Origin of the sequence: Clostridium bowmanii (assembly GCF_018861315.1) — a bacterium.
GTDB lineage: Bacteria > Bacillota > Clostridia > Clostridiales > Clostridiaceae > Clostridium_AD > Clostridium_AD bowmanii.
On sequence record NZ_JAHLDL010000027.1, the window covers coordinates 1 to 13,583 of the forward strand.

Sequence of the window (13,583 nt, forward strand, 5' to 3'; positions counted from 1 at the left end):
AAACTAAAAATTCCTTTTTGTAAATAATTGTAAATAAATATCTTTTAAGTAAATAATTAGTTTCTAAATTCATTCAGCGGAATATAAGTTACAAAATAGACATTGTCACTATAGTGAATATCTTCAGTTTATTAAAAAAGCAGCAGCAGTGGCCGCTACTCCGACCATTGCTACTGCTTTTATCACAAATTAATCTTTTAATTAATTTAATTAATACGTTTTAACTTCATATCATAATTATTCTTATACTTTGCCATTCTAGGATCATTTTTAAAATAACCTTCGTATATACCTTTAGCTACATTTGCAGCATCACTTCCATACCCTCCGTCAAATATTACTACAGATATTGCAATTTCTGGATTGGTAGCTGGAGCATATCCCACATACCATGCATAATCTCCTCTACCCACTTTATTTTGTATATCAGATGAACTAAACTGTGCCGTACCTGTTTTACCACCTGTAGGTATAGGAAAATCACCAAGTGCACCACTTGCAGTACCATCGGTATTTCCGCCTGCTCCTGTAACATTGTTCATACCCTGCATAATAAGATTTCTGGTCTGCGCACTCATATCGGCTTTGCCTAAAACCACAGGTTTTATTTGAGATACTAACTTTCCATTAGAATCTTTTATGTTATCAACTAAATGAAGCTTATATCTTGTCCCACCATTTGCAATAGTTGCTATATAATTAGCCATTTGAACAGGTGTGAAATTGTCCATACCCTGACCAATAGATGCAATATACATATTGTATGCTAAATTTAAAGAAGCATGTCCTTCACTTATCGCTTGGTAGTTTACATCATTTAAAATTGCTTGTAAATCACCAGTAGTGAAATTTTGTCCTTTATTCTTAGGATCCGCAGTAATTAATTGTTTAAATAAATTCTCGTACTTCTCCTTTGAAAAAGCTCCATTTTTCACAGAATTCGTTATTTCAGTTTTAATTTCAGTTTTAATTTCCGAAAGTTTTTTCCCTTCATAAACAATTTTATTGTCTCCATCTCTATCGTATAAATCTATCTTATGGAATTTAACTCCATTCCCAGAAACTCCAATAGTTAAATCTTGTTCGATATTCAAAAGATATTGAGTTGCTGACAAGTTTTTCTGTGATACAGTATTATATACTTGTCCAAAATTTTCGTTTATTTCTATCCCTGTACCAGGACTCGTGGACTTAGGATCAGCTCCTAGTCCAAACCCCCAGGCATATTTAGCTAAAATATCATCTCCATATTTTGTCCTTAACAAACCACCCACATTCATAAAAAATGGATTGCTGGATTTTTCTAGTGCACTTACTACGTCTACTTCACCAAGTGCCCCATCTGTATAGAAATGATTTATATTTCCACCACCCATATCAAACTGGCCCTCATCATAATAAGTTGTATTACCATTTATAACTCCAGTTTGAAGACCTGCAATTGCTGTCATTGGCTTAAAAGTAGAACCTGAAGGAATAAGTGACATAGTTGCATAATTGTATAGGTATTTAGGATAATAATCAAAATTGTCCTTTCTAATTGTAGTATTCCCCTTTATGCTTGTATTTATTGGGAACATATAATCAATTAAACTTTGTGATTTTCCCTGAGCTTTTGCCATCTTTTCATAGTCTGGATTAAAATATTTTTCTGATTGAGCCTGCGTTAAGCCCTGCGACGTAGAAAAATCATTTGGATTGTAACCTGGCAAACTAGTAAGTGCTAGTATTCCACCAGTATGAATATCTATGGCAACAGCGGCGCCTCTTGTAGCATTTGATACATTTAAATCATTCACAAATCCTTTGCTTTGCAATTTTTTCATTTCACTATTTAAAGCATTTTCTGTGGTATACTGCAAATTTGCATCTAATGTAAGCTTGACATTTTTTCCGGGAGTTACCTTCTTACTAGAAGATTGAGTAACCTCATCTATTCCACCCTTCTCTCCTTTAAGATAACTTTCCATGGCAGCTTCAATTCCAGAAACTCCCACATAATCCTTACTTGTGTCATAACCCTTTGCTGCATATTTATCCTGATTTGCAGAACTTATTTTGCTTATATATCCCAAAACCGATGAAGCAAGCTGTCCATATGGATATTGCCTCACAGGCTGAATTTCTACCTTAATTCCAGGTAATTCTGAAAGACTTTGCTCAAATATAAGTGATGTATCTTTCTTTATATTAGTTACTATGCTAATTGATTTATATTTTGAAAAAGTGTTCATTTTTATACCGTCTTCCACAATTAAATATCTTCTTAATACCTCTTGTGTTTCTTGTATATGTAAACTTGAAACTCCCTTTATTACCTCATATTCTTTTAGAAGTTCATTATATGTTTGCTCTGGGGTTAATTTTAAAAGCTCATTATTTAGCTTAGTAATTTCCTCTGGAGTTAAATCATCTTCTTTTTTATTATCAAATTTTGTTTTTAATATATTAGCTTGAAGACCTCTATCTTTCAAAAACCTCAACTTCAAAACTTGTATTTCCTTAGGATTACTTGAACTAAATTCAAATCTATAAGGTTTAATCTTTAAAGGAAAACTGTCTACCTGAGCTTCTCCATTTTCATCTAAAATTTTAAATACCTTTTGTAGTGTTACAAATATCTCTAGATCAGCCTTAACTGTATCGGTATATGTAAGGTTATATCCTGGAACTTCAGTTGCAAGTCCTATTCCATTTTTGTCTGTTATGAGACCTCTCGGTGCCTCTACTGTTAAAATATTATGAGTCTTAATTTCTGCTAACTCCTTGTAGTATTGCCCCTTTAATACTTGTATAGTAAATAGCTTTGCAATTATTAGTGAAAATATAACTACCATAATTACAAATAGGACATTATACCTGTTAAGTTTCTTTTCTGCTTCCATTTCATCACCACTGTAAACTTTCATTTTTTATGTACACACCTTTCATGACTTAAGTCTTAATTATTATATCATAATTTTCGTTATTATCTTCATTTTGTGCACTCCCCAAAAGTAAGAATTTATAAGAAATTCTAGAAACTCTGCGAAAATAAAGACGGGCCACCATTGAGGTAGCCCGTACAAAAAGAATCAATTAATATTTTATATTACAGTACACCTATTTTTTTAAAATATTGAGCTTCCAATTCGTATCAAGCTTTCCCTTATTGATAATAATAGTTGGCGTATGTTCTAGTATAGGTGTGAATTTGTTTTTTAATGCTAACCTAGCACTTATAAACATTAAAACTACGAGTAATCCAGAACCATAAACTGACTTCAACGTAACCTTGTCTACAAGTGCTTCAGCCGCAACGTTTGCGAGTATCATAAGCCCTGCTAACTCATAGGCTGTCATTTGGGCCATAGCTTTTTTAGTCAAAACTCTAGTACAAAGATAAGTGAAATAAAAAACTATTATAACTCTTATACTAAGGGCTATAAAATCAATCATGTTGTTCCTCCAAAAAAATTAGTTTAGCTCTAACCTAACTCAAGGCCCACAAAATGCCTTCATAACAAAGTTAAGAGAAGATTTCAGTCCTCCAATATATTCAAGCGCATAATCCTGCTCATGTCGTATTGAAATATCCAGCTGTCCTAATGTGAACTCGAAAGTTGTGAAGATTTCTGTTGAATTATTTGATTGAATCAATATCCTTTTTCTATTATAAATACTTTTTAATTTCTCCATTGATTTTTTGGCTTGATTCCAATCTTTTATTGAAACACTTTTTTCGATTTGATTTAATTGTAGATTAAATTCAATTCTAGGCAAAAAAGCATTAAATATGATCCACATAACAGTAAAAGATATTACCCAAGTTATCCCAATAGCAAGTCTCATATCATTATTATTTTTCATAATTTCCACCTCCATCTGGATCATATTTATTATTTACATAAAATAGAATTATTACACCTTTTTATTTACCTAATGGATTAGCTGATTTGTCTACAATAACAAAACTCTCATTTTAATTGTACTAAAAGTGATGTATAATTTTTTCATATGCAAAGTTTGACGAAAGTTGCGAATGAATTATATCATTAAATGTGATGTATTTAAAGGTAACTCGTAGCTATTTGTAGAAATACAACTATAATATATATCATGCAGTAATTAATAATTTGATTAAAGCCATTATTTAAATAATTAAACAAAGGGGATATTCATTATGAATAATATAATGCCAGTTAAAAGTTTGCATTATAAAAATGACAGTATTAATAAAAATGAATATGTAGAAAAAAATAAATATATAGAGAAACTTGATTTAGAAGAAAGTTTAAATGAAAGAATTATAATACTTGAAGAGGAACTACAGTGTACCAAGGAAAGCCTACAAACATCAAATGAGGAACAGCTTGCTTATAATGAAGAACTACTCACTGCAAACGAAGAATTAAAATCAGCAAATAATGAATTACTAAGAATTAATACCCAATATCAATATAAAAATGAAGAATTGGCTGATTTATATAACGATATGATAAACTATGTAAATAGTTCAGATATTGGAACTATTTTTCTCGATGAAAAACTTTGTGTAAGAAAATTTACACCCAGTATTACTAAAGAGATAAACCTTAAGCTGCAGGATATTGGGCGTCAAATGCAGGATATATCAAGTAATCTGATCAATGATGACTTAAATATAGGTGCAAGTCAAGTATTAACTAATCATCTGCCCTATGAGAAGGAAGTTCAAAGTAAAAATGGAAACTGGTATTTCTTGAAATGCTCACCATACTGTACATCTGAGAATTTAATTAAAGGAGTCGTCTTATCTCTTGTGGATATAACAGCCAAGAAATTATTAAATGAAGCTAATTTATCCGAAACCTTAAAGACGGAATTTTTCAGTAACCTTTCCCATGAACTGAGAACCCCTCTAAACGTAATTTTATGTGCCTTACAGCTTTTGGATGTGGTTTCATGCGGTGAGGTTAATGATGTTAATGATAAAGTAATGAAATTTAAAAAGTATAGTAACATAATGAAACAGAATTGTTACAGACAATTACGACTGGTTAACAATATGATTGATATTACAAAACTTGATGCAGGTTTTTTTGAGTTAACGCTTTCGAACTGTAATATCGTCAATATTGTTGAATGTGTTACTATGTCAGTAGCCGAATATATTAAATCTAAGTCCATTGAATTAATATTTGATACTAATATAGAAGAGTGTACAATGTCCTGCGATGCAGAAAAGATTGAAAGAGTGATACTAAATATACTTGCTAATTCAATAAAGTTCACAAAACCAGGCGGAAATATACTAGTAAATATGTATGTTAGTGGAGAAAATGTTAATATATCAATAAAAGATACAGGTATAGGCATTCCAAATGATAAGTTAGATATTATTTTTGATAGATTTAGACAAGTAGATAGGTCACTTACACGAAACCAGGAAGGCAGTGGTATTGGACTTTCCATAGTCAAATCTCTTGTGGAGCTACATGGAGGCAGCATTTCTGTAACCAGTGAATACGGCAAAGGAACAGAGTTTATAATTGTATTTCCAGTAATAGTACTACCTGAAGAGAACGATATATGTAGAGTAGTTGAAGCTGAATCACAAGAAAGAATTGAGAGAATACATATTGAGTTTTCTGACATTTATTCATTAAATTAGTTAGCCTCGTATATATGTCATAGTCAAATTATCTCTTTCAGAGATACATGTCTTGCAGAGCTGCATCCCCTGCTGAGCTACTATTAATGACTTCAGAAGGAAATCCTCTCACTTATATATGTGGGAGACTTTCCTTCTTAAATTTGGTTAATTAGTCACTCTAAAAAATAAAATGCAAATTTATAAACTATTATACTCTGATTACAGATATTTTGTTATAATAAGAAGATAAGATGATATTTGATTCAATTTCTAAATGGAGGGATAAAATGAAGGGGAATAAGAACCTTGACATAAACATAAGTACTAAAAATTCTGTGGGCAATGCTCCCAAAACGAATACAGCAAAAACAGACTTTTCAATTATTGGAATCGGTGCCTCCGCAGGAGGACTAGATGCTTTATCAGTTTTCCTTTGTAATGTGCCTAAAAATAGTGGCTTGGCTTTTGTTATTGTTCAGCACATGGAGAAGAATAGCAAGACTATTTTGGTAGATTTACTTCAGGGTGATACTAGTATGAAAGTTGTACAGGCCCATGAGAATATGTCTGTTCAACCAAACTTTGTCTATGTAATTCCCCCAAACAAGAATATGTCTATTAATCATAATACGATACACCTTTTTGATTATACTAAGCCCCACAATTTGCGTCTGCCTATAGATTTCTTCTTTTGCTCACTGGCTAATGATATGAAGGAGAGAAGTATTGGTGTCATACTCTCAGGAATGGGCGCCGACGGTACAGAGGGACTTAAACAAATTAAGGAAAAAAAAGGCGGTGTCTTTATACAAGAGCCATCCTCTGCTAAATTCGAGGACATGCCTCGCAGTGCCATCGAGGCGGGTTTAGCTGATGTTATATCCACTGTAGAGACAATGCCTTCAAATATTATTTCCTATATTCAGGATAAACCTGATATGATTATGACTGACAAGGACAATGCAGATAAACTCAAGATTTACTTCGACAATATTATAGCCTTGCTTCGATCACATACAGGCCATGATTTTTCTTCATACAAAAAAAACACTATACAACGTAGGATTGAAAGGTGTATGGGTATTCATAAAATTGACGATATAGCCGCCTACGTCCGTTTTTTGAAGAATAATCCACAGGAACTTAATTTATTATTTAAGGAATTTTTAATTGGGGTTACCAGTTTCTTTCGTGAACCCTTGGAATGGAAATTGTTAGAGGATAAAGTTATACCAGCCCTCTTAGCACAGCGGTCGCCCACAGATACGGTTCGAATTTGGACATCTGGCTGTTCCACCGGCGAAGAGGCTTACTCCTTAGCCATTGTTTTCAAAGACGTTATGGATAAGTTAAAGTCTCCCGATAACTTTTCTATTCAAATTTTTGCTACTGATCTTGACAATGAAGCTATTGATAAAGCCCGAGAAGGGATTTTTCCCCTTAGCATCTCAAAAGATATGTCCACTGAGCGCCTGACTAGATATTTCGCTAAGGTGGATCGCGGCTATCAGGTTAACAAAGAAATTCGCGATATGGTGATCTTTGCTCAGCAAAACTTGATTAAGGATCCGCCATTTACAAAGGTGGATGTAATGATCTGCCGAAATCTGCTTATCTATCTGACACCTGAAATTCAGAAAAAGCTCATTCCTCTCTTTCATTACAGTCTTAATAGTGGTGGCTTTTTGTTTTTAGGTAGCGCGGAGTCAGTAGGCAACTTTACTGAGCTTTTTAAACCACTTGATCTCAAATCCCGAATCTATCAGAGACTTAGGCCCTTAATTCAGACGGAGCCTATAGAATTCCCCAACTCCTTTGCTCCGCATCAGACTGAAGTGAACCAGCCGACCACCGATGTTCAAAACATGCAGTCGCAGGCAGATAAACTGATTTTGCAATGTTATTCACCGGCCACTGTGCTCGTAAACGGTAAAGGTGATATTCTCTACATTACCGGGCGAACTGGTAAGTACCTAGAACCTCCCTCTGGCAAGGTTAACTGGAATATTTTTGCCATGGCACGTGAAGGTCTAAACTATAAACTCAGTGATACCTTCTACAAAGCTATTCGACAAAAGAAGGAGATTACTTCCAAAAATGCTGTTGTGATAAACGAAGGCGGGACACTGATGGTTGATATTTCAGTAAATCCTCTCAAAGATCCGGAGGAACTACGTGGAATGGTAATGATTATTTTCACCGAAGTAACTGCCCCTAGTGCATGTAACACAGTAGACACAATGGGACCAATCCCTGCCAGTAATAAGCGTGAGGAGGAACTAGAGCAAGAACTACTACAAACTCGCCAAATGTGGCAAGTTGCTGGTGCAGAAATGCAGCTATCTCAAGAAGAATTTAAATCCAGCAATGAGGAATTGCAGTCATGCAACGAAGAACTCCAGTCCACAAACGAGGAACTGACTACAACAAAGGAAGAAGTTCAGTCCTCAAATGAAGAATTAAAGACCATTAATTTCGAACTACAGTCCAAGCTAGACGATCTATCATTAGTCACAAGCGATATGAATAATTTAATGGACAGTACAAAGATTGCCACCTTATTTTTGGATAACACCTTGCTCGTTAAACACTTCACCAATGAAATGACTGTAGTCTCTAGGTTAATTACCAGTGACGTGGGAAGGCCTGTTACTGATATTGCATCGGATCTTATTTATCCTGAACTAGAAGCGGATGTTAAGGAGGTGCAACGTACACTGACTAGTGTTGATAAACAAGTCATGTCTCGCAATGGGAGTTGGTTTAACGCGCGCATTTTACCATACCACACCTTAGAAGAAAAGACAGATGGTGTAGTCATCACTTTTGTGGATATCACTAAGTCCAAGAAGCTAGAGGCGGAGCTATTACTTAAAAATGACAGGTTGCTTGCTGAATTAGAACAAGGTCATAAAGAAGTTGCTGCAACCTTAGATTTGGATAATAGTAAGTTATAAGTATTTCCTCCATCAAGGTATATGTAAAAAGTATTCTACACATACTAGTAACAATATTTACAATTGAGGGGTGAAGGTATTGGATATAATTTCATTAATAAAAAAAGTTAAAAAGAGAGATGATATTATAGATATTCAGGAGGCATATAATATATATGGTCTTCTAAGAGCAAGATATGTTAGTACCCAGACAGTTCAATTATTTAAGAACTTTGTTCATGATGTAGATTGGGAAGTAGTCCTAGAAAAATTCCAGAAAGATTTTGAAAATCAAATAGATAATTTACAGAAATTAGGCGAAAAATTTCGTATAATAATGCCAAACAGACCTCCGGTTGATGTTAAGTTCGCAACCCGTCTGAATGATATAACAGATGATTATATCTATAAAAAGATATACCATGACCTTGTTGCGCAGCTGATGTCTCTTAGTCATGCAGTTCGTACAACCAGCACGAATGATAATTTAAGAAATATTATCATAGAAGATTTAAAAATTCATTTTGAGGATTTTGATATCCTTTATAAGTTTGGAAAATTGAAAGGCTGGGAGGAGACTTATCCTACTTACAAGACTGCTATTATTCAGGAAAAAGAACAGCTTTCCGTGTCAGAAGCATTTCATATTTGGGATCATATTGTTATGAGATATGAACAACTTGAAATCATAGGTATATTCTCTAGCTTTGCTCATGATACTGAGTTTAAGGTAATACTTCAACATGGGTCATATGTATATAACAAGCAAATTAAAAAGCTTGAGGAGTTAGCACTAAAACTTAATGTACCCTTGCCTAACAGAGCTGCACTACCAGTAACGACACCAATAGATCCTGAAATGATTACTGATAGGTTTATGTATCGAATCATTTTAAGCTGGCAATTATCTGCCTTAGATGCTCATCTTAGAGCAATCATTGAAACTATTAGGAATGAATCATTGCGTAGGTTATGGACCGGACTCCTTGATGCAGAGTTAGCATATTACGATAAATATCTGAAGTATGGAAAAATGAAGGGTTGGACAAGAGTAGTCCCAATATTTGGGGAGCCAGTTACATAAATTGAGTTCATATGAAAAAACTCTATACGAAGATTTTAAAAGTGCTCCCTAAACGTAGGATAAAACTATGGTTGGGGGTTTTTATATCAGGCCCCTTTTGCTAAAATAATTCCCAGCAAAAAAAATATTCCTTGAAAATTCAGACTTTTTTAACAATTTAGTTATATAACGTGATATAATCTATTATTATATTATAAAATAATAATCTATGGAGGGATACAATTATGGTAGATAGACTTTTTGTTTATGGTACGCTTATGAAAGGAAATAGCCTTCATGATAAATTCTTATCAGGGGCCAGATTTGCAGGTTATTTTATAGCTGACGGTATTCAGTTGTATGATTTTGGTAATTATCCATTAATAGTTCAAAATGAAATTGATAAGGTTAAAGGTGAGCTGTATATTGTCGATAGTAACATATTGGACAAACTAGATATATCTGAAGCAAAAGCTAATTTATTTACGAGGAAATTAATTAAAGTGATTAATGATGATGATGAGGTTCAAGAAGCTTATGTCTATGTCTATAACACATCTGCTTCAAAAAATATTAAAGTTGATTCTGACAACAAACCTGATAAAGAAGTAAGAAGAAATGATTTTGTTTGGTATGCAAGCTATGGATCTAACTTGATATATGAAAGATTGATGATTTATATAAAAGGTGGAAAATGTAAATTTAACGGAGTAAATTACGAGGGTTGTAGAAATACATCACTACCAAAAGATACTAGACCAGTAACTATTCCTTATAAAATGTATTATGGTAATGAAAGTTCTCCATGGGGAAGTGGTGGAATTTCGTTTTTAGATATCAATAGCAGAGGAAAATCTTTAGGTAGAATGTATCTTATTACTGAAGAGCAGTTTGAAGACATTTCACGTCAAGAGGGCTGTGAAGAAAATTTATATAATCAGACCATATCCTTAGGAGATTACAATGGAATTGAAATAGTTACCATTACCAATACAAATACAAGACCCTATCATGACCCTTCTGATAAATACCTTGAAGTGCTTAGAATGGGTATAAAAGAAACTTACCCAGATATGAGTGACTTTGAGGTAATGAAGTATTTGGTCCAATGCGGATCAGAAAAGAGATAACTTTCGAGTTATCTCTTTTCCCCTTTAATAGTATATTTACTAAATTCAATGCCCATGCTTAATTCCATTATTTTTTATACATTTTTTGAAATTGCCTTATGTGCTTTTTTCTTCTTTGTGGTTTTTTGTTTAAACTCGTGAGACATTACACTTATATTCCCATCTACTTCTAAAACCGCTAAATCAACTTGCTCTACCACTGCTACACCATGTTCTCTAATTACCTCCATAATTTCTTCCATTGAGATTTTGGATTTAGACATATTTTTTTTATTAATTATACCATGATAAATTAGCAGCAATGGTTCTCCTTGAATTAACTTGTTAAATTCAGGAAAGCAATACATTACTCTTTTAAACAAATAATTTACAAAAAATAATGAAGATGCTGCTACAATTCCGCCACCTAAGGATTAATCCGTACCCACCATTGCATTCTGAACAGCATTACTAATTAGTAAAATAAAAACCAAATCAATTACAGATAATTGAGCTAGTTCGCTTTTACCAAACAATCTTATAGCAAACACGATAAAAATATATACACTTACAGAAGTTAAGATAATTTTTAAATACGGAAATATTAGTGTCATGATTTTCCACCTCACTTACTGAATCTCTCTAGATGCATAATTTCATTTAAAATAGATATTATATTTAATTCTACATATACCGTTAAAAGCCTCCTTAAAATTCCATATTTATATATTTAAAAAAATACAAGCATTAAACAACCACTTTTTAAAATTCCACAACTGCATATTTGCGTTTTTACTGTTATAATAACATGGGGTGAAAAAACCAATGAAGAAAAAATATATATTAGCATTATTAATTATAATAACTGTACTTATATTTGCAAATAATTATTTCAAGATAGAACATAACATGAACATATTCGAATATTTTTCGCAAGACCAGCGGTTAAACGCCTCTGATAAAGAGTATTTGAAAGAATATGGAGACTTAATATATGGGTCAGATCGAAATACCCCTCCGCTAAGATATTTGAATCCAGATAGCGGTCAATATGAGGGGCTTGTAATAGATTACGTAAATGCTCTTTCTATCGAACTAGGAGTCAACATAAAGGTTAAGCCTATGATTTGGAATGATGCCCTTAAAGCACTGGAAAGTGGAAATATAGATTTTTGTGATATGCACTCTTCCAAAGAACGCTCTCGTAGCTTTATTTTTACAAACCCTATATACTATCAAAGAGGAGCTATTTTAATAAAAAAAAATAATACAAGTATTAAAACGCCTCAAAATATTAAAGGAAAAACTATAGCAGCAATAAAAGGAGACTATATATTTGAGCATCTAGCAGAAAATTACACTGATGTACATGGAGTTGAAACTGAAAATTTAAGAGATGCTATTAGCCGCCTGGAAAAAAGTGAGGTTGATGCTGTCCTTGGAGATGAATCAGTAATAAATTATTATTTAACTGGGGAAGGCCTAAGCCGGGAATACTCAATACTAAATGAATACTTGTACGAAAGACCAGCTCTAATAGGGGTAAAAAAAGACAATGAAAGATTAGTAAAAATACTTAATAAAGCAATATATCAGTTGCAAAAAGATAACACCATGGAAAAAATATACGGAAAATGGTTTGGCGCATCACCACTAATCATGAAAAATAACAACACTGATAAATATATGCTTTTAGTCAAATATGCTATAATCCTAGTAATACTAGTAGCACTATTTTTTTACTATTGGAACATGGAGCTAAAAAAAGAAGTGAAGAAACAAACAAATGCTCTCAATATATCAAAAAACGAATTAGAGACTACTTTCAATGGACTTACCACACATTTAATGGTGGTGGTAAACGAAGACTGCTTTGTTGCAGAATCCAATACAGCATTTTGTGATTATATTGGATACTCAGTAGATGGAGTTAAACATATGCACTGCAAAAATATCAATGGAATACTAGGAAGCAACTGTGACGAATGCCTCATAAAAGAAATGTTTGAAACTAGAACTTCAATAGAAAAGGAAGTAGAATATCAAAAGAGAACATTTAAAGTAAGAACTTATCTATTAGATAAAGTATCAAACACTAGAGAGCGAGTACTTGTAATGATGGAAGATATCACAGATCTAAAACTTTCAGAGCAAAAGATGTTGCAATCAAGTAAAATGGCTGCAGTAGGACAGCTTGTAGCAGGCATTGCACATGAAATACGAACCCCTTTGGGAATCATTAGGAACTATACATATTTACTTAGACGTATGGAAAAAGAAGAAGATAAAAAAGAGGCAATAGATACAATAGAAACTTCAGTGACTAGAGCCAATAAAATCATAGACAATCTTTTAAACTTTTCAAGACTTTCTGATAACAAAGTACACAATATAGCAGTAAAAGATTTCATATCAAATCTTTATGAACTTAATCAAAAGGCCTTAAAACAAAAGCATATAGAATTCAAGTTATATGTGGAAAGAGATTTACAAGTAGAACTATATAGCGAATCTCTGAAACATATCTTACTAAATCTTTTTTCTAATGCTTCTGATGCCATGCAGCAAGGTGGTATACTTAAGGTACAATCCTGGAGAAAAAATGACAATATAATTATAGAAGTATCTGACACAGGATCCGGAATGGAACCAAATACACAAATGTACTTGTTTGATCCATTCTATACTACTAAGCAAGTTAGCAAAGGCACAGGACTTGGACTTTTTATTGTATATAACGAAGTACAAAAAATGGAAGGAACTATTAAAGTGGAAAGTAAAATAGGAGAAGGTTCAAAGTTTATAGTTACACTTCCCACAAAGATACATGACCCCATACTAATATTGAAATAGGAGAAATT

General features: G+C 33.0%; 10 protein-coding genes. 5 read left to right on the forward strand and 5 right to left on the reverse strand.

The window, feature by feature from the left end; translation table 11 throughout:
- Positions 1–206: 206 nt before the first annotated feature.
- The 3 genes from KPL51_RS16510 to KPL51_RS16520 all read right to left on the reverse strand — a co-directional run bounded on the left by KPL51_RS16510 (position 207) and on the right by KPL51_RS16520 (position 3,849).
- Positions 207–2,909 (reverse strand): peptidoglycan D,D-transpeptidase FtsI family protein, encoded by a 2,703-nt coding sequence (locus tag KPL51_RS16510; protein WP_216163758.1) that lies wholly within the window; start codon positions 2,907–2,909, stop codon positions 207–209.
- A gap of 193 nt (positions 2,910–3,102) precedes the next feature.
- On the reverse strand, positions 3,103–3,438 hold the full coding sequence (locus KPL51_RS16515; protein WP_216163760.1) for a DUF421 domain-containing protein: 336 nt from the start codon (positions 3,436–3,438) through the stop codon (positions 3,103–3,105).
- 39 nt (positions 3,439–3,477) lie between these two features.
- Entirely contained in the window at positions 3,478–3,849 is a 372-nt protein-coding gene (locus KPL51_RS16520; RefSeq protein ID WP_216163762.1) for a hypothetical protein, read from the reverse strand.
- Positions 3,850–4,162: 313 nt separating this feature from the next.
- Between KPL51_RS16520 and KPL51_RS16525 the strand changes: the two genes are divergently transcribed.
- The 4 genes from KPL51_RS16525 (at position 4,163) to KPL51_RS16540 (ending at position 10,743) form a co-directional block, all read left to right on the forward strand.
- Positions 4,163–5,632, forward strand: a complete 1,470-nt coding sequence (locus KPL51_RS16525) for a sensor histidine kinase (RefSeq protein WP_216163764.1) — start codon at positions 4,163–4,165, stop codon at positions 5,630–5,632.
- Between the two features lie 269 nt (positions 5,633–5,901).
- A complete protein-coding gene (locus KPL51_RS16530; protein ID WP_216163766.1) occupies positions 5,902–8,571 on the forward strand; it encodes a chemotaxis protein CheB in 2,670 nt (889 codons plus the stop codon).
- Positions 8,572–8,650: 79 nt separating this feature from the next.
- Positions 8,651–9,634 carry a DUF3231 family protein gene (locus KPL51_RS16535; protein WP_216163768.1) on the forward strand — a complete coding sequence of 328 codons (984 nt, stop codon included), beginning with the start codon at positions 8,651–8,653 and terminating at the stop codon, positions 9,632–9,634.
- A 224-nt stretch (positions 9,635–9,858) separates the two neighbouring features.
- Positions 9,859–10,743 (forward strand): gamma-glutamylcyclotransferase family protein, encoded by an 885-nt coding sequence (locus tag KPL51_RS16540; RefSeq protein WP_216163770.1) that lies wholly within the window; start codon positions 9,859–9,861, stop codon positions 10,741–10,743.
- A 74-nt stretch (positions 10,744–10,817) separates the two neighbouring features.
- Here KPL51_RS16540 and KPL51_RS16545 read toward each other — a convergent pair whose 3' ends face one another.
- Both KPL51_RS16545 and KPL51_RS16550 read right to left on the reverse strand, forming a co-directional pair.
- Positions 10,818–11,090, reverse strand: a complete 273-nt coding sequence (locus KPL51_RS16545; protein ID WP_224854384.1) for a YetF domain-containing protein — start codon at positions 11,088–11,090, stop codon at positions 10,818–10,820.
- A gap of 66 nt (positions 11,091–11,156) precedes the next feature.
- Entirely contained in the window at positions 11,157–11,336 is a 180-nt protein-coding gene (locus KPL51_RS16550) for a DUF421 domain-containing protein (RefSeq protein ID WP_216163774.1), read from the reverse strand.
- Positions 11,337–11,547: 211 nt separating this feature from the next.
- On the opposite strand from KPL51_RS16550, the gene KPL51_RS16555 reads away from it, so the two are divergent.
- Positions 11,548–13,575 (forward strand): transporter substrate-binding domain-containing protein, encoded by a 2,028-nt coding sequence (locus KPL51_RS16555; protein ID WP_216163776.1) that lies wholly within the window; start codon positions 11,548–11,550, stop codon positions 13,573–13,575.
- The last annotated feature ends 8 nt before the right edge of the window (positions 13,576–13,583 follow it).

Bases quoted from the DNA above. Each gene is read 5' to 3' on its own strand.
- KPL51_RS16510 (WP_216163758.1), bottom strand. From the start codon at position 2,909: ATGAAAGTTTACAGTGGTGATGAAATGGAAGCAGAAAAGAAACTTAAC.
- KPL51_RS16550 (WP_216163774.1), bottom strand. From the start codon at position 11,336: ATGACACTAATATTTCCGTATTTAAAAATTATCTTAACTTCTGTAAGT.
- KPL51_RS16540 (WP_216163770.1), top strand. From the start codon at position 9,859: ATGGTAGATAGACTTTTTGTTTATGGTACGCTTATGAAAGGAAATAGC.
- KPL51_RS16555 (WP_216163776.1), top strand. From the start codon at position 11,548: ATGAAGAAAAAATATATATTAGCATTATTAATTATAATAACTGTACTT.
- KPL51_RS16520 (WP_216163762.1), bottom strand. From the start codon at position 3,849: ATGAAAAATAATAATGATATGAGACTTGCTATTGGGATAACTTGGGTA.
- KPL51_RS16515 (WP_216163760.1), bottom strand. From the start codon at position 3,438: ATGATTGATTTTATAGCCCTTAGTATAAGAGTTATAATAGTTTTTTAT.
- KPL51_RS16545 (WP_224854384.1), bottom strand. From the start codon at position 11,090: ATGTATTGCTTTCCTGAATTTAACAAGTTAATTCAAGGAGAACCATTG.
- KPL51_RS16525 (WP_216163764.1), top strand. From the start codon at position 4,163: ATGAATAATATAATGCCAGTTAAAAGTTTGCATTATAAAAATGACAGT.
- KPL51_RS16530 (WP_216163766.1), top strand. From the start codon at position 5,902: ATGAAGGGGAATAAGAACCTTGACATAAACATAAGTACTAAAAATTCT.